The 22,331-nt window shown below is 65.2% G+C and carries 14 protein-coding genes and 1 pseudogene; 2 read left to right on the top strand and 13 right to left on the bottom strand.

What is annotated here, in order from left to right; all coding sequences use genetic code 11:
- Nucleotides 1-185 precede the first annotated feature (185 nt).
- From ACYQ77_RS22825 to ACYQ77_RS22810, 4 genes are read right to left on the bottom strand one after another with little or no spacing between them, the layout of a single operon-like run.
- Entirely contained in the window at nt 186-4,253 is a 4,068-nt protein-coding gene (locus ACYQ77_RS22825) for an SAV_2336 N-terminal domain-related protein (RefSeq protein WP_459714484.1), read from the bottom strand.
- Complete coding sequence (locus ACYQ77_RS22820) at nt 4,250-5,203, bottom strand: AAA family ATPase (RefSeq protein ID WP_459714482.1); 954 nt, start codon at nt 5,201-5,203, stop codon at nt 4,250-4,252. Before ACYQ77_RS22820 ends, ACYQ77_RS22825 begins: the two co-directional genes overlap by 4 nt.
- A 12-nt stretch (nt 5,204-5,215) precedes the next feature.
- Nucleotides 5,216-7,156 carry a hypothetical protein gene (locus ACYQ77_RS22815; protein WP_459714480.1) on the bottom strand — a complete coding sequence of 647 codons (1,941 nt, stop codon included), beginning with the start codon at nt 7,154-7,156 and terminating at the stop codon, nt 5,216-5,218.
- Nucleotides 7,157-7,159: 3 nt separating this feature from the next.
- A complete protein-coding gene (locus ACYQ77_RS22810) occupies nt 7,160-7,564 on the bottom strand; it encodes a hypothetical protein (RefSeq protein WP_459714478.1) in 405 nt (134 codons plus the stop codon).
- Nucleotides 7,565-7,832: 268 nt separating this feature from the next.
- Between ACYQ77_RS22810 and ACYQ77_RS22805 the strand changes: the two genes are divergently transcribed.
- Nucleotides 7,833-11,507 carry a tetratricopeptide repeat protein gene (locus tag ACYQ77_RS22805; protein ID WP_459714475.1) on the top strand — a complete coding sequence of 1,225 codons (3,675 nt, stop codon included), beginning with the start codon at nt 7,833-7,835 and terminating at the stop codon, nt 11,505-11,507.
- Between the two features lie 146 nt (nt 11,508-11,653).
- Here the strand turns inward: ACYQ77_RS22805 and ACYQ77_RS22800 are convergent, their stop codons facing one another.
- Nucleotides 11,654-12,094: a hypothetical protein gene (locus ACYQ77_RS22800; protein ID WP_459714473.1), complete on the bottom strand. Its 441-nt coding sequence runs from the start codon at nt 12,092-12,094 to the stop codon at nt 11,654-11,656.
- Nucleotides 12,095-13,284: 1,190 nt separating this feature from the next.
- Nucleotides 13,285-14,517: pseudogene (locus ACYQ77_RS22795) on the bottom strand (ATP-dependent DNA ligase); the annotation flags it as partial.
- Nucleotides 14,518-15,462: 945 nt separating this feature from the next.
- Between ACYQ77_RS22795 and ACYQ77_RS22790 the strand changes: the two are divergent.
- Nucleotides 15,463-16,698 carry a Fic family protein gene (locus ACYQ77_RS22790; protein WP_459714471.1) on the top strand — a complete coding sequence of 412 codons (1,236 nt, stop codon included), beginning with the start codon at nt 15,463-15,465 and terminating at the stop codon, nt 16,696-16,698.
- Nucleotides 16,699-16,920: 222 nt separating this feature from the next.
- On the opposite strand, the gene ACYQ77_RS22785 is transcribed toward ACYQ77_RS22790, so the two are convergent.
- From ACYQ77_RS22785 to ACYQ77_RS22755, 7 genes are all read right to left on the bottom strand, one after another.
- Complete coding sequence (locus ACYQ77_RS22785) at nt 16,921-17,994, bottom strand: hypothetical protein (RefSeq protein ID WP_459714469.1); 1,074 nt, start codon at nt 17,992-17,994, stop codon at nt 16,921-16,923.
- A 421-nt stretch (nt 17,995-18,415) separates the two neighbouring features.
- Nucleotides 18,416-19,249, bottom strand: coding sequence for a helix-turn-helix domain-containing protein (locus ACYQ77_RS22780; protein WP_459714467.1), 834 nt, complete (start codon nt 19,247-19,249; stop codon nt 18,416-18,418).
- Nucleotides 19,250-19,628: 379 nt separating this feature from the next.
- Nucleotides 19,629-20,177 (bottom strand): helix-turn-helix domain-containing protein, encoded by a 549-nt coding sequence (locus tag ACYQ77_RS22775; RefSeq protein ID WP_459714465.1) that lies wholly within the window; start codon nt 20,175-20,177, stop codon nt 19,629-19,631.
- Entirely contained in the window at nt 20,174-20,953 is a 780-nt protein-coding gene (locus ACYQ77_RS22770) for a hypothetical protein (RefSeq protein ID WP_459714463.1), read from the bottom strand. The genes ACYQ77_RS22775 and ACYQ77_RS22770 overlap by 4 nt, the downstream gene beginning before the upstream one ends.
- 143 nt (nt 20,954-21,096) lie before the next feature.
- On the bottom strand, nt 21,097-21,279 hold the full coding sequence (locus ACYQ77_RS22765; RefSeq protein ID WP_459714461.1) for a hypothetical protein: 183 nt from the start codon (nt 21,277-21,279) through the stop codon (nt 21,097-21,099).
- A gap of 60 nt (nt 21,280-21,339) precedes the next feature.
- Nucleotides 21,340-21,663 carry a hypothetical protein gene (locus tag ACYQ77_RS22760; RefSeq protein WP_459714459.1) on the bottom strand — a complete coding sequence of 108 codons (324 nt, stop codon included), beginning with the start codon at nt 21,661-21,663 and terminating at the stop codon, nt 21,340-21,342.
- 407 nt (nt 21,664-22,070) lie between these two features.
- On the bottom strand, nt 22,071-22,280 hold the full coding sequence (locus ACYQ77_RS22755) for a hypothetical protein (RefSeq protein WP_459714458.1): 210 nt from the start codon (nt 22,278-22,280) through the stop codon (nt 22,071-22,073).
- Nucleotides 22,281-22,331 lie beyond the last annotated feature (51 nt).

The following is a 22,331-nucleotide window of genomic DNA, read 5'->3' as shown; positions in this document are numbered from 1 at the left end:
TTGCAGCCGTGGCTGGGGTGTGAGGGGCGCCGGCCATGAGCCTGCGTTTTTGGCTGCCGTCGCCGGGGGGCCTCCGACTCGCCCCGCCCGCGGTGGCGGCGTACTTGTTATACGGCATGCCGCTGAGGGTGCTACTCGTGTTGGACAGGCTGCCCGACGGGTCCCGCGCACCGCGGGCTGAGTCGTTACTGCACCGGGTCCGCGGTGGCGACGGCGTACTCTCTCAGCGCCCTCCTGTTCGGCAGGCCCGTCTTCGTGATCAGGCTTGACACGTGCTTCTCCACCGTCCGATGTGAGAGGTGCAGCCGGTCGGCGATCTCGCGGTTGCCGAGCCCGTCGGCGAGCAGGCGGAGCACTTCGTACTCGCGGATGGTGAGGCCCGCACGGCGCAGCGCAGGCGGGATGTCCTCGTGGCGGGTAACGGTCCTTAGTGCGTCGTACAACTGCCCGAAGTGGCGTTGAGTGTCTCTATGCTTCAAGTCTTCTGGTTGGCGGAACCATCCGAACTCCACTTCGAGATGTTTCACTGCTTCTCGTACCGCTCGCGCGGAGTTGGCGACGAACCGTTGCTTGTTCGCAGTGTTCTCATCGTCCGTCCTGTCGGGGTCTGCAGCAGGACGGGTTGAGCCTTCATGCAGAACCAACCATAACTGGTTGTGCTCTACGCCGCGGATGGGTCGATACAAGGCCGGCTTGCGTGGGTCTTCGAACGAGTCGACCTCGCGTTCGATCGCGTTAAGGGCTGTTCGGGCTTGCTGCTGAGTGGTGATACCCCACCGACGCAGGAATTGCCACAAGGCGCCGTGTGTGGAGGTGATCCGGTCGGTCTCGTTGACTCCTGGTTGGTTGGCGATAACGCGAATCAGTTCGTCGATACCCTCTATAGTGAAGTCGTGTACGAAGTAAGTGGTCGCAGTGTGAGGGAAGACGAACATCGGGAGCTCATCGCGCGTCCCGCCGGGCAGTACAACCGGCAAGATATTTCTTCGCGTCTCTTGCTGGATATGGTTACGGAGCAATACCATCTGAGATCGGACACTCGGGTTCTTGTCCGCAGGTGAGGTCCCGTCGTCTGCAGCCTTCATTATTGGGGAGGCCACGACGATGATGAAGTCGGATTCCAGGATCTGGCGGTACGTCCATCTGGTCCAGTCTTGCCGATCTTCCTCGGCATACTGGTCGATCTGCGCGTCCACGCCGTTCATCCGCAGGAGGTCCGCGAGCCTGCGTACGTCATCCTTGTGTGCCTGCGAGTCGTGGGCATAGGCAATGAAGACCTTGGCGGGCCGTTCGATATTGACGATTTGCTCGATTGCCCTGTTTCGATCGTCTCGGTTTCTCGAGAAGAAGGCAGAGGTGTAACTCGAGGTGACGCCGTGATCAATCGCTACTGCCAACTGTTTGGAATTCTGTCGAAGGTACTGATTGACGTGGTGGACCAGTTCTTTTATGTCGAAATCGTCATCGGTCAATTCCTGTGCGGCGCGGATGAGAGCTGACCCGAATCTCGGCTCGCGTGCTCGTTGTATCCCGTCTGTTGACGCTATCATGGCTGTTTCTGGACCGTTACTGACTCTTCTCGCCACTCGGTCCAGCTGGCGTATAGCGTGCCCCGCTGCGCCGGTGTCAATCACAAGAAGCTGTCTGTCGATGGACGGTCTTGTGAACAAGATTCTGCCGAGATCATCAGCAGATATCCCGCTGGTGTCGATCTGGTCTGTCACTGTGTCGGCTGGGAGGAAGAAGTAACGCTCACGCGAGAGCGCGGCATGGCCGGACAGATAGAACAGCATTGTGTCGTCGGGATTGCGTTCTGGATCTTCGACGAAGCGCCGTAAGTCTTCTAAAATACGGATCTTCGTCTGGTCGGTGGGCGCGAGCGGCACGTGTTCGTAGCCCAGTGATCGGAAGAACGCGACGATCTCCGCCGCCTCACGGCCCCCCCATGGGAGCTCCATGAGGACCGAGGTCGAGTAGTCGACCACGCATGAGACGAGAAAACGGCGGCCGCCGGACGTCCTGACAGTTGGGACGGCTGCTGTCGTCTGGTTACTCCGCAGGGCCTTTGAGATCGCGGATGCGGCCATCCGTGTCTCCAAATGCCATCTTGCGTCGTCGGGCCGTTCGCCGCTGACCAGTTGGAACTGGATCTTGCTGCCGAATAGGTCGCGGAGGTCATAACCGGCGGCCTCGGTTTCGTCGCGAGTCGCGACGTCGATCCAGGATGTGATGTTCTCTGGCCATCGGTCGCGCCGACGCTTGAGGCGCCGGGGTGGTGGATCGAGTTGGTCGATGACCGATGGGCTGCCGAGCGGGGCACTGACGGTCACCAGTGTACGGACCGGCCATTCCGGGTTGGCGCACAATGCCTCGTAGGCGACGACGGCGCCGAACGAGTGGGCCACGATGACTCGGACGTTGTCGGTGATCATGGCCGAGAGTCGGTCTTGCGCCGCTTGTCGGATGTCAGGGTCGTTGAAGTAAGCGTGCATACGGTGGACGTCGTCCGGAGAAAAGAGGTCGGCGTACCAGGCGACGCTGACGCCGCCGTCCTCGATCGCACGTGCGGCGTCGGCGTCCTCACGATCGAGAAGACCGAAGACCAACTCGTGAACCACAATGTCGGCGATCTGTGTCGCTGATACCGAAGGAGTGGCGTCGGGGACACATACGATGCCGGATGTGCCCCGGACCACCGGGACCGTCACGGACCTGGAGGAGATGGGTCGCAACGGGATCGCGGGTGCCTCGTCGCCGGGCGGGATCTCTTCCGCCGGCATGGCGATGCCCAGTCTGATGGCCATGCCCCGGCTCATTGCGGCGAACGGCACGAGACCTCTGTCGATCGTGGCGGCGCCCTGTGGGTCGGGCAACACCGCGCGGATGGCGTTTCCGCTGCTGGCGTTGCGTTCCAGGTGCTGAGTGAGGATCTCGTAGACGTCCCACTCCTGACTAGCCGTCGTGCCCTGGTACAGCAGATCCGCCACACCGGGTCGGAACCGCAGCAGCAGGTTTGCGGCGTCGGCGCCTTCGGTGAGCTTCTCCAGCAGGCCGCTGACGAATATCTCCGCCAGTTGCCCGGGCTCGGGCGCCGGGATCAAGTGCTCGTGCAGTACACGGATGAGCGGCAAGGACAGCAACGGCGCGCTGGCCAGAACCCGGGCCAGATCCTGTGCGCCGACGCTCGCGCGGGACTGGAATGTGCGTACCCGGTCGGCCGGTGTCAGCTCGGATGCTGGCGCGGAAACGGTTTCCGCTGGGCGGGCCCACATCGCGTCGGCCCATGCGTTGCCGGACACCACGGCGTCTGCCCACCGCGAAATGTCTTCTTGGCACAGGGCGATGATCGGGACCGGCACGTCGGTGGGGTCCGGATCGTCGCCCCACCATGACGGCATGACCTCCGCGCCGGAGTTTGGGACAGCCGGTCGGCCGGAGCGGACGGTCGCGGTCGGTTCGCCCGTTGCCGTGTAGCCCCAATAACTCCGTGGCAGCAGGTGCACCAGGGCCGTCGGCATCGCCTTCGCCCACCGGTTGAGCACATGCCATGCCTGCTCCTCGTACCACCGGGCCGCGGTGGCATCAGTTAGCAGGAGCACCAGGCGTCGTCCGGCCGGATCGATGATGATGTCAGTCCCATGCACGGTGCCCGCACTGTCCCGGAGCACGAGCTCGTCCAGCCACCAGCGGGAGACGGACCGGAATGCGCCGGTTCGGCGGAGTGTCGCCGCGAACTCGTCGATCGCGTCCGCCCAGACCATCGCAACTGGGGTTCGGTCGACCACGATCGCGACGTCGAGGCCGCGTTCCTCACTGGGTCGGGAGACAACCACGAGCCGTCCGACGTCGGCGGTCGCCTCGACCGTGGCGTCGACGTCCACGACCGGCGGGCCAGGCCTGCGCACCCGCCGGAACTGGGATAACGCGACTACGGTGATCGGCATCGGACCGGTCGCCACCGGCACCCGCAAGCCCACCTCAGTGACGAGTATCGCCTGCGGATTCGTCGATGGCCGTTCCTCGTCGGTGAGCGCCAGATCAGCCCCGGATGACGTCACGGCCGGGTTGTCGGCAGGTGTCTCGTCCTCCTCTGAGCCTGCCCGTGACACCTCAGCGCCGGTCGTGTCGCTGTCTACTAGGGAGGACTCGGTTGCGGTTGAGTACTTCGCGGCAAGCCACAAGGCGTCCGCGATCTGTTCGCCTCGCAGTTCCGGGAGGGCGGTGGTGATCGACTGAGCAAGTCGGTCGATCACTTGCCGCTCAGCTCCTCCAGAAGGGTGCTCTCCAGCCGGGTGCGGACCGTATCGTCGAGCCTGACATTCACGTTGGACTCGCCGGTGACCAGGTACAGATAATTCAACAACTGGTCGATGGCAAGACGTTCGCCCGCGACCAGCCGCTGTGCGAACGCGGTGATCGCGTCGCGGTCCTGCTCGGTGACGCGCTCCAGGTAGGCGTCGACGATCTGTTTGAGGAAGGGCTCCGATGGCGTGTTCATTTCGAACCGGACGCACCGGCGTAGGAACGGGGCGGGGAAGGTGCGTTCGCCGTTGCTGGTCATGACGATGACCGGCCAGTGGGTCCGGCGCACCACGCCGTGCGGGACGATGTACATGGCTCGGTCGGCGCCGCGGACCTGATAGACGTCGTCTCCTGACGCCTGGTTCGCTCTGGTGTCTCGGACCAGCGGCGGAATGTCGAATTCGCCTTCCTCCAGAATGTTCAGTAGATCGCCGGGCAAGTCGAAGTCGCTCTTGTCAATCTCGTCGATGAGCACGGCACGTGGTTTCTCGTCGCAGGCGAGGGCGGTGCCGAGCGGGCCGAGAGTCACGAAGTCCTCGACATGCCTGCCGTGCTCTTCCGTTTCGACCTGGGTGGAATGCAGTCGGCCCAGCGCGTCGTACTGGTAGAGGCCGTCCTGCAGTGTGCTGCGGGAGGTGATGTACCAGTTGAGTGGATCTCCGAGGCCCAGTTCGGCGGCGACTAGCCTGAGCAGCGTGGACTTGCCCGAACCGGGTGCGCCGGTGAGCAGGAGCGGCCGCCGCAGATGTAGTGCCGTGTTGACCGCGTCAACCAGGTCGTCCGTAGGGACGAACTTGGTGATCGCGGTGGCACGCTGGCGCCACGGTGGTGGGCCGGGGAGGTCGCGCCAGGGTTCTTTCCCGTCCGTCGGGCCATCACCAGTGAAAATGCGCCACGGCACGTCCGTTCTCCCTTACAGCTGTTTTGTCTGGATGTGTTCGGCCCGGATCGGGGGAGGTAACGCGAAGTCATTGCGGCCGCGAGGATCGTCCCAGATGATCGCGGGGTGGTGGTCGAGGTCCGGTATCTCCTCCGGGATCTCGCTCCGGCGGGCGTCGATAGGAATCCTCGCTGCTGCCTCGGTGACCCGGCGCCGATGGTCGTCGTCCGAGCCGGCCGGGAACCAGATCAGAAACCCGCAGCCTTCCCGGAGGAGCACGCGAAGCGGATCGGTGCCTGCGGCTTTCGTGTGGCCACCGACCAGCCACGCCTGGTTGGTGCCGGTCTTGAGCCATTTTTTCAGCTTGGCGCTGTCGGCAAGAAGCTCGTCGCGGATCGCCTCGGGTACGGCCGCCCAACTTGTCCGTGTTGTCCACGCGACACACCGGCCATGCAGCCGCTGATCGCGGAGGCGTGGCGACCACCGCAACCGGGGGTGGCAACTCTCGCTCAACGACTCCCAGTCGTCGTCAACTTCGAGGACTAGCCACTGCTCGATGCGTTTGTCCAGCAGTGCATAGGGCATGGCGATGTCCACCAGCACGGGCCAGGTTTGCGGGACGTCGCGAAGCACGCGGCGAAGCGCGGTGAGCAGGCCCGTTTCGGTTGGCTCAACCGCGACTTCTTTGGTGAGCTGACCGGTGCGGTCGAAGTGTGTCCACACGATCTTGGTCGGCCAGGGTGGGCTGCCCGGCGCTGGCTCGCCGCCAAGGTCGATCACCAGCCAGGCAGTCCCGGCGTGTCGTTCGTCGTAATGCGCCTGTGCGTCGCCGATCTGGTGGCCGACTGCGGTGAGCCAGCTCGCGAGCACCGAGTTGTCCTGCGGCGAAACCGAAAGAGCGGCGGCCGTGGCGACGACGAACCTGGCAAGGGCGCTCAGCCTGGTCGGCCCCTGACCAGGATCCCTGACATCTGCGGCCTCGACCAGCAGGGCATCGAGGGAGTTGTGCCTGGGCCAACTGCCGACCTCGCGTCGGTAGATTACCTGCAGCCGACCGATCTCCAGTCGGGTCGCGCCTATGTGAAGCAGGACGGGCTTGGCGGTCACGGCGGAACGCAGTGCCTGAAGCCGGTCTGCGAGTCTGGACATCGGCCGGGGCGGGACAACCTTGGACAGCTCCGCGAGCGTGAACCTCTCCGGCAGCGACACGCTGGCTGCCTCGAAGTCCGGTTTGCTGGCTACAACCACGTCGGGCGACAGCTCAACCTCTACCACCGGAACCCGGGGTGGAGAGCTGAGCAGCACCGCGTTCTTGACGGCAGGAAACACGTCCTGGAGATCCCTGACATGGCGCGCGACAAGACCGCCGCCCAGCGCGGCGCGGTCCTGCGGACCAGCTTTCGGGAACGCCGAGACGATACCCACGACCCGTTCGCGGCCTTCGAGGTCACCGCAGGCCAGCGGACCTCCCGACATTCCTTTCGGGTTCTCAGGGTAGACAGTGCCGAATCCGTCGATGTGCAGAGCGATCGCCAACTTCGGGCCACGTCTGAACGTGGTCGTCCGTACCGTCCCGTTGAGCGCGGTGGCGAACTCGGTTTTGTTCAACTCGGGAAAGCCGAATATGCGGATGTTGTCGAGCGGCTGCACATCGACGCCCAACGGGAGGGCCACGGAGTCAAGGCGTTCGCGCAGTTCTTGGGCTTTGTCGCCCGCCCGCTCCTCGTCAAAGGCCAGCAGGGCAGCGTCGAGGTTTTCGCAGCACGCCACGTTCTTGACGGGAATGTCAATGGGCTCGTCATCGTCGGACAGTGGTTGCAGCCGTATCCACCAAGGCGCATCCATGCCCACCTTGACGCAGTGCCAGGCCGTTAGCACATGTCCGTCGCCGATGGCAAACGCGCTTCGTACCTCGCCGTTGCGCCAGTCCTCTATTTCCAAGGAGGTCAGTAGCCTCCCGACACCGTGTTCCATGGGTCAGTGCTTGCGCAGCGTCAGACTCACCTCTACGGTGGCCTCCCCATTGGCGGTGAATAGTGCCTCGATTACCTTGCCCGCGCCGATCGCCGCCTTGATGCCGAACTTCAGCACCACATCGTCGATCCCGAACGCCCCGGCTTTTGCGGCCTTGTCATCGTGCTGCTCGATGCCTGCGACGACGCCGCCGACGACGAGGCCGATCTCCCGCCCGATCGCCTCGGCCGCTGCCTGCAGCACGTGATGCCCAATCGCAGCGACGCGCTTCCCGGCATCGCGACCGCCAATGGCTTCTCCGTAACCGTCATCGTCGACCAACTCGCCATCGCTGAGCGAGGTCGACTGAGGCAGCAACACGCCAACCGCTATATCGACCGGCTCTGTCATCGCGACGTTGCTGTCCATCCCGACTCCCATCCTCATGCCTGATGTTCGCGACACTGGGACCAGGCGTTACAACAATTTTCGATGACCGCGCCGCTGACCAGGGACCGTTCTCGGAAACCCGATGTAGGGCTAGATCAGGGCTGGCTACGAGTCCCTGGTGGCAGCGGCACTTAAGAACACAGCCGCGAAGGACCCGGCCTCCGCCGGCGAGTCAGGGGCGGTTCTGGCCGACAGTCAGAGACGCTCCTGACTCACCCTCTTGCGGGTTGACCGGGATGATGGGGTCGTGTTTGACGTTTTCGTGAACTACCGCACCGTGGACGCGCGGTTCGGTGCCGCCGAGGCTCACCAGTTCCTCGTCGGCAGGTTCGGCAGCGAGCGGGTGTTTCTCGACCATGTCTCGATGTCGCCGGGGGAGCGGTATCCGGACGAGATCCGTGCCGCGCTGGAGCAGGTCCGGGTTCTGCTGGTGCTGATCGGTCCGGAGTGGTTGGCGTGTGCGGAGGGCACGACGGATCGGTTGGTCGACTACGAGGACGATTGGGTGCGGCGGGAGGTCCGCCGTGCTCTGGAGCGCGGTATCGAGATCATTCCGGTGTTGTTCGATGGCACGACGATGCCAACGGATTTGCCGGACGACATGGCCGAGTTGTCGGTGCGGCAGGCTGCGTCGGTGCGGCACACCAGCCTGACCGCGGACTTGACGCGGCTGGCGGAGCGGCTCGTGGACCGGGTGCCGGAGCTGGCGTTGCCGGACCTGTTCGTCGAGTCCCGTGCTCTACCGGACAAGCCGTTGCCGAGTGAGTTGCTGCGGCCGGAGTACCGGGTGGTCGACTACCTCCCGGTGGACGATCAGCGGGAGCGGTTGACCGGATGGCTGGAAGAGCCGAGTCCGTTGGATGTCCGGTTGCTGATCGGGCCGGGTGGGCGAGGCAAGTCGCGGCTGGCGACTGAACTCGTCGAGCATGCGCGTGGCCGTGGTTGGCACGCGGGTTTTGTGCGGGAGGACGCCGAGCCCGAGGTGCTGGCGCGGGTGCGCACGGTCCGCGCCGGTCTGCTGCTCGTGGTGGATTACGCGGAGGCACGGCCAGGGCAGGTCGCCGATGTGCTGACCGAGCTGCTGGAACGGTCCGCCGGGCAGGGCGTGGCAAGGGTGTTGTTGCTGGCCAGGGCGGGTGGCGAATGGCAGCGCGCGCTGGAACGTCACGAGGCCCCGCGGATCACGGCCCTGGCTGCCGCCATCGTGGTCGAGAGCGTCGCGGTGGTTGCCCCGGGCGGAGCACGGCACGCGCAGTTCACTCATGCCGTCGCGGCGTTCCGTGACCGGCTGGGCGGCCAAGCCACCGAAGTGGTCACACCGTCGGACCTCGACGACGACCGCTACGACCAGGTCCTCGACGTCCACGCCGCCGCGCTGGCCACGGTGCTGGATGCGGTGGTGCGGTCCGCGACCGGTGAGGTGTTGCCCGCGCGGACCGACCCGGTGCGGCGGGTGCTCGACCACGAGGAGCGTTACTGGCTGCGGTCCGCGACCGCGCACGATGTGCCCGCGCGCGTGGAGCGGATGCGGGAGCTGGTCGCCGCCGCCACGCTGGTGGGCGCGGACGAGCTGCCTGCCGCGCGGAAGGTGCTCGCCGCGCTGCGGTCCCTCGACGGCGCAGGTCGGGGTGTGATCGCTGACCACCTTGCCTGGCTGACCCACCTGTACCCGGGTGAGGCCGCGTTGAATCCGTTGCGGCCCGATCGGCTGGGCGAGGATCTCGTCGCGCTGGTGCTGGCCGACTACCCGGAGCTGACCACGGATCTGGCGCCACTGGTCGACGACCGGCAGCTGTTCCGTGCGCTCACAGTTCTGTCCAGGGCAGCACGCCGGCATCGCGGTGTCGTTCAACCGGCGATGGCCGAGCTGCTGGCCGTCGACACCGCGGACCGGATCGGTGTCGGCATGACCGTCGCCACCCAGGTCGACGATCCGACGCTGGTCGACGTGCTGGGCGCGTTACGCGGGGACCAGGACCTGTCGGCGGTGATCGTGCCGAACCTGCCAGACAACAGCCTGACGCTGGCCGCGTTCGCGGTGGTCCACACGACCGCGTTGCTGCGGGCCGAGACCCGGCGGGCGAACGTCGACGCCAGGTTCGTCGCGGAGCTGCGGCACAACCTGGCGTTGCGATTGTCCGCGGTCGGCGAGTACGATCGCGCGCTCGTCATGGCCGGGGAGGCCGTCCGGGACTACCGTGCGCTCGTCGAGAGCCCTGACGACGTCGTCGAACTGGCCGGTGCGCTGACCACGCTGGCCGCCACGCACGCCGAGCTGGGCCTGTACCTGGAGGGAGCGGAGTTCGCGGTCGAGGCCGTCACGCTTCTCGACGACCTCGACGCCGACCCGGCCGAGCCCGAAGGCCTGGCCACCGCGCGGGCCGACGCGTTGATCACCGTCGCGGACCTCACCCACGAGCAGGGCGACCTCGACCGTGCGGTCGAGGCGATCGAGCGGGCTATCACCATCGCCAGGGAACTGTGGGAACACAGCGGTGATCACGGCGACCGTGCCCGGCTCGCGTCCGCCCTGGAGTCCCTGGGCACGATCCGTGACGCCCGCGGTGAGACCGAGGCATCGCTGACCGCGACCGCGCAGGCGGTGGGAATCTACCGGGAACTGGACGCCGAGCAGCCCGACAGCTACCGAGGAGAACTCATCCGAGCACTGGGCAACCTCGCGGGCGCCCACGCCGAACTCGGATTGTGGGAGCAGGGCGCAGAGCTGGGGGAGGAGGCCGTTGCGCTGGCACGCGCGCTGGTGTCCCGGCACGGCGACACCCACCTCGCCCGGCTCGCCGACACGATGAACAACACCGCCGCGCTGCTGCGCCGACTCGACCAGCACGAGCGAGCCCTCACCTACCTCGACCAGGTCGTCCCGCTCTACCGCGGCCTCGCCGACCGGGTACCCGGCAGCCACCTCGCCGCGCTCGCAGGCGCCCTCCACAACCTCGGCAACTGCCTGCACGAGGTGGGCCGCCACCCCGATGCCATCGACGCCTACGACGAGTCGATCGGCATCTACCGCAAGCTCTCCGGCCCGCAACGCGCCGACCACGACGAGTCACTCGCCGAGACACTGGTCGGACTCGCCCACGCCCACGTCGCCCTCGACGACGAACCGACCGCACTCGACCTGGTCACCGAGGCGATCGAGCTGCTCGACAACGCGCTGCGCGGCGACCGGAACCGGACACGCCGCAAACTGGCCCAAGCCCTGCACCTCGCCTCGGCCACCGCGTTCGACCTCGGCCGCTACGAACAGGCGCTGCGTGACGCTGAACGCGCCGCCGACCTGTTCCACCAGGTTCTCGCGCACGACACCAACGAGCACCTCCACGCGAACTACGCCGCAGTGCTCCATGCGTGGGCCCGCGCCCTCGACGCCACCGAAGAACACGACCGCGCAGCCCAGGTCTTCGACGACACCATCGCCGCCTACCGCGCCCTGTCCGACGACGAGGCACGGGAGGATCTGGCAGGAGTCCTGGTCAACGCGGCCGTCTGTGCCAGCGCCCGCGACGACCACGACGCCGCGCTCGACTTCGCCCTCGAGTCCGTCACCATCCACCGCGAACTCGCCCGCCACGGCGCCGCGAACACCTTCCAACTCGCCGAAGCACTGAACAACCTGGCAGACATCCACTGCGACCGCGGCGAGTGGCCACAAGCACAAGATATCGCCGACGAAGCCGTAACTATCGCCTCGGCACAACGTGCCCTGAATCAACTCGAGGTGGACTCACTCGCCGTCTACGCGCTCATCACCCGCGCTCGCGCCGCCGGCCCCGGCAACACCGCCCAGGCCGCGATGTTTCTCCGCCACGCCAAACAGATCGCCGACACCGACAACGAACTCCAGGAACTCGTCCGCACCTGGGCCGACCAACTCGGTGTCCCCCAACGCCATCTCCGATGACCCAGCAGACATTCCCCGACATAGCTACGAGCGTGGCTACGGCGACCAGCGAGCAGACCCGCTCCGATCGTCAGAGACCGGCTCAACGTGGTCACCCTGACCTGCGAAACATGGGTCCACTCAGGACCTTGCGTATCCACATTTTGTCAACATGACACGTTCGGCTCCACACCCAGCTTCTCGGCCAGTCCGAGCTGGTCGACCATGTCGCTCCATGTCACTCGCAACGCCCGCAGAATCCTCGTCTTGGCGTCGCCAGGGCCCATCAGATAGACGGCTGTCGACGCGTTCTCCAAGGCGGCACGGAGCAGGGTGAACAGCGCGTTACTGTGGATGACGCGTCCTACGGACACCAGGGTGGCCGCCGCATGGAAGTGATCCACGGCAGCCACTAACGCAGTCAGCGCGATATACGACAACGGATGAGGCCGTGTCGCGTCGTCGTCAGCTGCAAGTGCGCTGCCCGTAACGGGCAACTCATGTTGCTCGGATGTGCGTGCAAGCCACCGATGCGCTTGACGGAATTGCCCCTCCAGTTCAGCAAGGGACAGTTCGCCGACCGGCTCGGTACTGTCCGCGATCACCATGCACCTCCCTGCGCGCCAATGAGGTTAAGTCGAGTGCCTGTTCGACTCGTTGGCTGGATTCAGGCTGGTCGTCATGGCGCCGCCGTCGTCCTCAGTGCCGTGTTCGCCGTCATCCAACCTCTCTTGAGCTTGACAGCCGCGACTGTTCTCGATCTGGCGCGACACACCGCTGGTCAGCCAGCAGATGATGAGAGTCGTTGTCCAAGTAGACTAGAATTATGGCGGAGATTGACGGGATGTGTGTTGGAATGACATGTCAGAAATACCTGTCCCCTAAGAGGTCGTATCAGAATGATAGAGCTATGCACCACCTGCGGCACGAACCCGTCAACCGGGCAGGGCGAACACGTATGGCCGCAATGGTTCCTTAAGACGATGGATGCTCTTGGATCACCCAGGAACCCGTGGGCAGTCAACTCAAAGCCAGTACTAAATCGACAAGGCCAGCCCATCCACCACCCCACTCGACAACGCGTTCTTCTGCCAGTATGCAGGGACTGCAATCAGGAACTCAACAATCGCTTCGAGAAGCCAGCAAGACCTATCGTCGAAGCACTCGCAACTAATGGCTGGGCGGGAACTTTCGATGAAACAGAGTGGCGGGCCGTAGGGTTGTGGTGGGCCAAGGTCTTGTTGATGCTAGGACACCCCAAAGCAAGACTAGCTGACAGTCGTCTGAACGACATCGCCGTACGATTCGACAATGCCCCTCCTCATTACACATGGATGATCAACGGCGATCCGCCACCATCCTACTTATCCTTGTGGGTTTTCAGGGGAGCAATCATAGACGCTGACCCCGAGTTCATGATGGTACTTCCCAATGATGTAGCAATGGCCGACGGAACGATTGCCCTATGTCACGAAATGTCTCTTGTCACCGAAGGGCTGTGCGTGACGGTCGTATCCCACCCAGGGATATCTATTGGTCATCCGCTCGCAGAACGCCAGGACGCCTGGGAACTTCTCCATAGTCCCCCGAAGCGAGGAGATCTTTCTAATTTTTCGGTTCTCTCAGGTAAGACAGTTGCGTGGGTTCAAGGAGGAACGGTGCCCGAGAATCATCGTGTCGGACCAGATCAAACGTCACAGCTTACTGCACTATTCGGGTACGAGTCCGATGACCTCACGCCAGAATAGAACACCTTCTGGCGCAGTGAGATGTGCGGGAAGGCTGTAGTCCGGTTATGGATGAACGTGACCGGCCGCCCGGCCAGGTGCGGCAGCAGCACGGACGCGATGCGCGAGTAGTAGTTGATGACCTCGCCCTTGGTGAACCCGTCGGGGTAGAGGACCTTGTCCAGATTGGAGATGGTCAGCCGACGGTCACCGGCTCGCACCCGTGACCCGCTGACCCGCCGGCCCCGTCGAGGTGGCCGGCGCGGGCGCTGATGAGGTCGGCGGCTCAGACGGCGTCGTTGCGGCGCGGGTCTGCGGAGCGAGCACGTCGCTGGGGGTGCGGTCCGCGCGCAGGCCCCGCCAGGCGGTGTGGCGCAGCCGTCCTCCGCTGCGGGTGACCTGCCGGTAGACGACCTCACCGACCAATTCGGGCCGCACCCAGTGGGCTCGGGCGACGTCTTCGCGTGGCGGGGTAACCGCGAAGGGGTGGTCCGGCTGTTCCAGGGTCTCGAGCCGGGCCAGCAATCGGGCGCGTTCGGCCTCGCTGAACCCCCTTCCCACGGCCCCACGTAGATCAGCTCCCCGGTGCCGGGGTGGTAGCCGCCCAGGAGCAGGCCGCCGAGGGTGCCGGTGAAGCGGCGTTGACCGGGCCGCCACCCGCAGATGACGACCTCGGCGGTCTGGATCAGGGGGTGCTTGCACCAGAAGTCGGGGCGCTTGCCCGGCTGGTAGGGCGAGGTGCGGCGCTTGGCGACCAGGCCCTCGTGGCCGGAGGCGGCGACGTGTGCGAGCAGGTGCTCGGGGGTGCGGCGGTCGGCGGCCAGGTCGGTGAAGGTGAAGGCGCGGACCACCGACACGAGGTACGGGTCGGGCATCGGCAGCGTGGTCAGCAGCCCGCGCCGCTCGTCGTAGGGCGCGTCCAGCAGCGAACTCGCGCCCAACTGCAACAGGTCGAACGCGAGGAACCGGACTTTCAGGTCGTCGAACGGCTCGTCGCGGCGGATCGAGCTGTGGTGGGTCTGGTACCGGCCGCGGCGCTCCTGCAGCAACCCGAAATCGATCTCTCCGGCATCGTTGTAGACCACCATCTTGCCGTCCAGCACCGCCGCCCGCCCATCGAGCGCCGGTCCGAGAACCCTGGCCAGGTCCGCGAACTCATGGGTGAAATCGATCCCGTTGCGGCTGGTGAGCACCGTCGTCCCGTCCGCGGCGATCCGCATACAGGCCCGGTAGCCGTCCAGCTTGTACTCATACGCCCACTCCGGGCCCTCCCGCAGCCGGCCACCGTCGGACTTGGCCAGCATCGGCTCGATCCATGCCGGCAGTGCCGAAGGGTCAGCCCGCGCTGGACGCGCCACGGCGACCACCTCCCCGCGCCGCGGCGACCACGCCGGAGCCGTGCACCGCCACGGCCTCCATCGTGCCGCCAACCCGGGCGATCTGCCAGCCGACCGTCCACAACGAACACGGCATGAGCTGCCAAGACGAAGCGCGCTTCGGCAGGCACTTGGCATCAACTGTTGAAGCCCACGACCCGTCACTCCTCAGCCGACTAGCGATGACGGGAAGTCAGCGAGTCGCGGCGGCGGCTTTCCATGCCGTGCCGGGACACGAGGGCAGCGAGCACCTGCCCGTGCACCCCACGCTCGTCGTCGGGGTCGAGGCCGAGGCATCCGTGATGCTTTTACGCGCGGCTGCGCCCCCGCATCCCCAACCTCAATCCGCAACCTTCGGGATGAACACGAGCTACTACTCCGGCCGCTCAAGCTTCACGTCGGACGCATCTCTTCAGCCCTGATGGACTCCCCGTCACGGTGCTTCCGGACCGGGATCTGTCCAATCAGTCGAGCCCACTTCGCTGGACATGCACGTGCAGATGCACGTGCATAATAAGTGATCTAAGCTACCCGAGAGGCAGCCGAGGACTGCCAGAATGTGTCTGGCGAGCGAGGTGTCACACTTTCGTGTGAACTTCACTGGGCTGAAAGTGTCGTATTTCCATAGGTGTAGCTCGAAGGCGTGTCCCCTGGGTAGGGAATGCACATTCGAGCTATCTGCGGTTGCGTGAGGTTTGGCGAGGTTGACGCGGTGCTGGCACCTCGTTTTCTGCCCTGGACGTGGGGAATTAACCCGATTGATGGAACGTCTGGCGTGAGCGGCTGGCTGTGGGTGCTGCACGTGCATATGATCTTGAACCGGTTGGAATGAAGAGTTGTGGAACGGTCGTCGAGTACTCCACAGTCTGCGCCGTGAGCGATTTTCGGCCTGGCGTGTCCGGGCATTGGGTCCCTGTCGGGGGTATTGAAAAGCTGCCTTCCCGCATGGTGCAAGAGGGAGCGTTCCGTCCGGCTCCGCTACACGACGACCTTGAACTCAGCATGAGCACATACCAGGCTGTCGCTGACGCACAGGGTGAGCTCGGTCGGCTGGACGAGGCAGCCGCCCGTCTGCCGAACCGCGAGGCGTTGGTCAGAGTCACGCAGCTTCGCGAGGCAGGCGCATCACTCGACCTCGATGGCCTGTTCGTCTCTCTTGCGGAAGTCATGGCGATGGACCTGCCGCACGTGGACATACCGGCCGCGATCGATCCCCGTGTGCTCCGTTTTCGGCGTGCGGATGACGACGCCGTGGCGCGTATCGCCGGCGGTGCGTCGCTCGCGGGCACCCTGCTTGTCCGGACAGCGCACATGCTCGCCGGTGGGCCGTCCCGAGAGTCCGACGAACGGGCGGAGCTCATGGCACGGGTTCCTTGGCGGACTGGTCACGCATGGCTGGGCGGCCGTTTTGCCGAAGACGCGAACCTGTTGTGCGTCCCACCGGGGCCGGAGATGCAAGCCGCGGTGGCCGAATTCGCCACCTGGCTCGAGGCCGATACTGACCTTCCGCTGGTGGTGCACCTCGCGTTGGCGCACCTGCAGTTCGTGCTGCTCAGTCCGGTTTCTTACAGTGACCACCTCGGTCGCCTCATGATCCCGCTCGCCTGTATCCGGGCGAACATTCTGCGGGATCAGATCCTGGCGCCGTCTCTGTGCTTCTCGTACGCGAACGAGGAGTATCGACAACAGCTTCGCAATTTCGTGGACCGCGGCAACTTCGACGCTTGGGTGGTCTTCTTCGCCAACGAGCTCCGCGAGCTGTGCAAGAGCCAGATCGAGCTCGTGTACGCGCTCGAGGAGATCCGGGACGAGCTGCTCAACAAGCTGAACCGGCGGAACGACGGTCTTGCGCGCCTGGTCGACTCGCTCATCTCGACCCCGGTCTTCAACACGGAACTCGCGATGAAGCTCAGTGGTCTGGGCGAAAGGCAGGTGCGCACCCTTATCGCGACTCTGGAACGTGCGGACCTGGTGCGCACGCTCGACAAGAACCGGTGGCCTCGGAAGAAGAACCAGCAGGTAGTGCGCGAGGTCCCGGCTGTCGTCAAAGCGATCGGCATGCTCGACCACCTGCCATTCCGCCGGGATCGCACAGCACTCGACAAGTAAGCCCAGGTCCCCCGCTGGACGCTCCACCTGAAAGTACCGACATGAGCCAACCCGAACGTCCCCACCACTGCCACCGCGTCGCGTGCGAGGTTTGCGAGAACCGCTCCCGGCGCAAGCCACGCCGCATACGACGTCGCCTGCGCTCGAGAGCAGCACCGATCCAGAGCGTGGTAGCCCTGATCCAGCTCGCAGGAGCCTTGCTGCACCTGTTTCGTGAGTGACTCAGGATCCTCGGCTTGCGCTGCTGACTGCGGCGAGGAGATCACGCACGTCGTCTGCTGCCTCATCGTCGACGTCGACCAGCTCGGCCAGGGCGCGGCTGTAGACCGGCATAGCCGTCGCCGGGGAACCCAGCTCTTCCCAGAGCAGGCCGATTGTCACCAGCTGCTGGGCGTGGCGGCTGACCTCACGTGGCGAGGGTGCATCTATCACCAACGTGTCAAGAGCGCGGTCGAGATAGTGCCCGGCGTCGTCTCGTCGGCCACCTCGTAGGAGAGTGACGGCCGTCTCGGTCAGAGCTTCCGCAAGGCCGAGGTGATCGTCAGTGTCGTCATACAGGCGGATCAGTTCGTGGCAGACCGTCAGTGCCTGGCCGAACAGTCTGGCCGAGCGGCGTCGCTCGCAGATCAGCAGGAGAAGCGCGGCCGCGCGCCGACGATCGTGTGTGGCGTCGGCCAGCACGAACGCTCGACGCCACTGTCGATCGGCGCGGTGACCTGCTCCAGAGCGGGTGTAGGCAGTGCCGCTCTCCTGCAGCAGGTCGATCAAGCGGTCCGCCTCGTGTGCTTCGGTGGCGATCTCCTCGCTGACGTGAGCCAGTGTGTGCCACCAGGCCCAATCGCCCCTGGGCGTGGTGGCTCGCCACGTCTGCATTGCCAGGGTCAGCGCCTCGTCCACGAGGTTGAGCCGTCCGGCCGCAGCCACCGCGGCGACGATGGCCGCTTGCCGGTGCGTGTCCAGCGGTGTTTTCCCTGCATCTGCCAGGGCCGCGGCGAGGTGACGTGTGAAGGCACGGACGTGCACGGTCGCGGTCGTGGCGGTGAGCTCTTCAGCCAACGAAGCGACCAGGTGCTCGGCTTCGGTCGTCACCGTCCAGCGGCCGGGACTGACCTCGGACACCCAGCCGCCTCGAGCCAGATCGGTCAAGGTTGGGGCGACATCCTGATGATCGAGATCACCAAGAGGAGCGACGTCGTTGGTCTCGAACGTGTGTGCGCCGACGGCTGCGAGCCCGCGCAGGACGCTTCGTCCGGCGGAGGAGAGGATCTCGCACGACTGCGCCCAGGGCTCAGTCATACGGCATCCTTCCGCCTCGTCGAACCGCCCGCCCGGTTCGCCGTGGTTCCCAGCATGGTCCACGTCGGGTCAGATCCGAAGCGGAACCACCCGGGCGGAGGAACCGGGCGGCAGCGGCGGCCATGCCCTGGTTGCTTGGTGCTCGACGTCTCAGCAACCTCATGCCGAGGGCTGTCTACGATCGCCGGCCGGGGTGATTGCCGAGTCAACCACCCCGCGCGGGTGCCAGGCGCAGGTTGCTGGACAACGCCCGGAACCGGCGCGCTGCGGTGTCCCCGGGGGCTCGGGCGACGTCCGGGGCGCCCTCGACATCCGGCCGGTGCTCGCCCGTCGGTGACCTTGCCCACGAAGGTGGTCGACCACTTGTGGGCGCGGTGAACGGCCTTGTCCCTGCTTGCGGAGCGGCTGGAGATTCGCCATGTCATCGGTACGCCTTCACCAGCGATCGCAGCAGGGCTGAGCTCTTCTCGCTGGACAGCGTCAAGCGGTCCAGCAGGTCGATCTTGTTCGTGTAGTGCTGTGCTTGATCGTCGAACAGGTACACGCTTCCGCCGGTGATCTCTACGTTCACCACCGGCGCGCTGTTCGGGAATGTCATGTAGAGCCAGCTGTAGCTGATCACGACGTAGGGCAGGCACCTCGGCATGATGCGGACCGCGATGCCGCGCTCTCGTGCGCCGGCCAGGTGTTCCAGTTGAGCGCGGTGGGCGCCGGGGCCGCCAAACGGGACGTCGAGCGCTGCTTCGTGGATGAACGCTGTGTAGTCGACATTCCCGAGGATCGTTTGACGTTGTTTCCTCGCTTCCCACTGGGGTTGAGCGTCTTCCTGATTGACGCCTCCTGACTTCCACATGGCCATCGCGTAGAGCTCGGTCTGAAGCAGACCGGGCACGGCCATCACCGACCAGTCGGTCAGGCTGTTCGCTTCCGCGGTATAGCCCGCCAGAACGCCCATCTCTGTCGGCACTCCGGGCAATGGTTGATCCCACCATCCTGCGGAGTGCTCTGCGCGCGCGTCCTGGATGATCTTCACCCGGTCGGCTGCGGGAAGGCGGTAGGCGGTGACGATCGTAGCGACCTCTTCGCTGGTGATCTCGCGGATCCCGTTCTCCGTACGAGAAAGCGTCGAAGCAGACCAGCCCAACAGCTCCGCGGCCTCCTCCAACGTGAGATCAGTAAGCTGCCTGCGGATCGCCCGCAGCCGTGCGCCGATACGCCTGTTGCGTGGCTTCGCTTGCCGACGCCTGTCGCCCACTGCCTGTTCCCTTTCCTGGGTGGAAAGGAGACCTGCCTTTCCAACGGACAATTCGGTTACTGCTCGGGAACCTCCCGGCGGGCCGCCGGGAGGTTCGCTAGTCGGTATTGTCGATGCTGAACGTGTCGAGCACCGTTTCGTTCACCCCCGGAGAGTGGATTCCGACTCTGACTGAGGCGATTGGACCGTCATCGTCATCCATGATGCTGCGGAGGCCACGTGTCGCAGGTCTTCGCCGGTGATGGCCGCCGGGGTCTTCGCTCTCGTTGTGGTCGCCACTGCACCAGCCGTCCTCGGACCGAGCTGCACACGGGGCGTAGCCGGGGAACCTTGACGATGTCGGGTGTTCGGTACTGCGCGTTCCGCGCTGGTTCGACGGTCATGAGGCCGCCGATTGGTCGAGGCTGAGGTCCTGGGGGTGTTCGGGGATGAACTGAGCGAGGTAGTCGGCCAGTACTTGATGAGGGCAGCCCATGAAGGTGGCGAGTTCGCGTACGGAAGAGGGCGGTAGTTCGACGATCCCGTCGGGGTAGTCGATCAGCTTGTTGTGCGCCCATTGGAACAGGGGGAGGAACCTGGGATTCCTGTCGTTGAGCAGGTGGCGCAGGTCGATCTGCAGCACGAGATTCCGGAGGTGGATTTGTGCGCGTTGAAGGGCTTGGTTGAGCAGTGTGGGTGCTGCGGCATCCATTGCCGCGCATAGTTCGATGAAGCGGAGGAGGGTGAGATGTCGGGTGCCGTGTTCGTAGGAGAGCAGGGTGCGTGCGCCGATGCCGGATGGCAGGCGGGTGACGAAGGAGTTGCGTGACCAGCCTGCTGATTCGCGGGCTTGGCGGAGTTCCTCGCCCACCGCTCGTGAGATCGCCTTCTCGGTGATCTCGGTCTGCTGGCCGGTCTCCTGGTTCTGGTGGGAGGTGAGGTCGGTCATGCGGACGCTCTCTGGTCCCCGGAAGCCGGGGTACAGTCGTCCGATTCCAAAGCAGGGGTGGAAGACTCAAAGAGACGTGCCTGTGCTGGTCGCCGCGTCTTCTGCCGCCAGTCGATGGACAGCGCGGCCAATGTGGACCGCTGGTCACGGCTGAGCACCTTCCATGCTGCCGCGAAATCCTCCATCGAAACTTGCCAGTCCAGGTCATCGCAGAACTGGTGCCACCGTCCGGGCGTACCGAACTCGATGGATTCGTAACGACTGAAGTCGTTCGTGATGTCGGCGATGATCCCGGCCGCGGACTGCGTGCCGATACCGTGAATGTCGCGGACGGCATGAAAGAGCGCGTCAGGCGGGAATTGAGCCCACGCCGTCTGGCGTTCGAGGTACATCCTGGCCGCGGCTCGTACGCGACGGACCCACGGCCGGTTTGCCAACTCGCCCCAGGCTTTGTCGTCGGCGGAAGCGACTGTTCTCGCGCGTGGGGTTATGAGCAGGGTGCCCAGGGACGTGGTGACTCTGTCTCCGATCGCCGTGCAGAGCGCTCGGTAGCGTTGAATGGTCTGTGCGATATCGCCGTGCTGACGCACAAGGTGCGGGAGGATGGCCTCCCACAGGTCCGTGCTGCGCACGCGCCAAAGCCGACCGTAGTCGCGGATCAGCGGTGTCTCTCGAAACGGTGAGGGGAGCTGCCCCGGCTCGAAGGATCCGATCACCTGCCTGATGTCCATATCAGACACTTCAGGCCGGATCACGTCGATCTTCGGTTCGAACACGGTGCTGCTCGTCTGGTCACAGGTGACCATCCATACTGTTTCTCTCGCGCGGAAGGCGCGTTGCGCCTGACCCCCTGACGTTGTGAACCAACCGGGATGGTCAAGCATCAGCGTCGACGCTCGGGCGACGAGGCAAGGTGGCGTCATTGTGGCTCCCTGTCGTTCATCTCCTTGACAGCAGCCGAGACCAGTTCCTCGAACGCCCCCAACGCGTCGCGCTCGACCACGAACTCGAAGGCGTCATCCCGTGCTCGTCCGCAGGTGAACTGCACGTGGTCGCTGCCCTCGAAGGAGAAGGCGAGAGGGCAACCCTTCTTGATGATCACGTATGTCCCTACGACAAGATCTTTGCCGTGCATGGTGGTCCTCCGTTCACGGATTCGATGTCATGTGGGAGGGCGTGGCTCGCCTTCCCAATGCGGTGGTTGGATGAGGAAAGCGATCGCGCCGCGGAGGGTGCCGCTGAAGGTCTCGGGCGCTAGAGCTGGTCGCGTGCGGCCTTCGATCGGTCGGCGGTTGGCACCGACGTGCAGGGGGTCGGCGATGTGGACGGTCTCGACGAAGTACTCGTACACGCGCTGGCAGCACACCTCGCCGTCCGAGCGTGTCATGACGCGCCACGGTGGCCCCGGCAGCTGGAGCAGCATCGTCAGACCCGGCCACTTCCTGCACGCGTCGGTGACCTCCGCGGAGTTGGCGTTGTCGCTCACCAGGCGCCTCGGCGGTAGGAGGGTGGTGGACCCGGGCGCGGGGATGAATGCCCGGGTCCACCACCGGACGGGTGGCGGCGCGTTCGGGGGAGCAGCGCCACTCGTCGGCGGGCTCGGACCGTCGCGGTCGTCCGAGCGGAGTCAAAGGAGCGGGCATCATCACGCGGCCCGCCGGTGTGCCGAAGAGAGGGCAGGACTCGCGCAGTTCCGGTTGGTGCCCGTCGGACGCGGTCGGTAGGCGACCAGCGCTGTCGGGTTCGCCGCTCGGTACCGGCGCCGGAACCGCCGGTTCGCAAGCCGACGATGCCGACGCGAGTACCGAACGATCCGCACGATGACAACCGCGACGACGAGCACGGCACCACCCAGCAGGGCCAGAGCGAGCGACGACAACCAATCGGACGTGCTCATGGCACGACCTCCGTCATCGACCACGACACGCACCCGAGGTCACAGGCCTCGGCCGTCACCGGCTCGACCATGATCTCCTGCAGGTTGACCAGCTGACCATCGGACGCGGCAAGGAGGAGCTCGCGGTAGAGGTCGGCACGACCGGTCTCGGTGACGCTCCAGGTGGCGACCGCCAACGGCGTCCACAGCACGACCGGGGACGTCACTTGGACCGAGTCGCACTTCCCGTGCCAGTGGAGGCGTTCGAGCGTCCATCG

It is taken from the genome of Actinophytocola sp. KF-1 (assembly GCF_054661535.1).
Note: the sequence above shows the minus strand (reverse complement) of the source record. Positions and strands in the feature narration are given on the sequence as shown.

What these genes read in the sequence shown, in the direction of transcription:
- ACYQ77_RS22800 (WP_459714473.1), bottom strand. Translation starts at nt 12,094, where the DNA reads ATGGTGATCGCGGACAGTACCGAGCCGGTCGGCGAACTGTCCCTTGCT.
- ACYQ77_RS22785 (WP_459714469.1), bottom strand. Translation starts at nt 17,994, where the DNA reads ATGACTGAGCCCTGGGCGCAGTCGTGCGAGATCCTCTCCTCCGCCGGA.
- ACYQ77_RS22775 (WP_459714465.1), bottom strand. Translation starts at nt 20,177, where the DNA reads ATGACCGACCTCACCTCCCACCAGAACCAGGAGACCGGCCAGCAGACC.
- ACYQ77_RS22815 (WP_459714480.1), bottom strand. Translation starts at nt 7,156, where the DNA reads ATGGAACACGGTGTCGGGAGGCTACTGACCTCCTTGGAAATAGAGGAC.
- ACYQ77_RS22810 (WP_459714478.1), bottom strand. Translation starts at nt 7,564, where the DNA reads ATGGACAGCAACGTCGCGATGACAGAGCCGGTCGATATAGCGGTTGGC.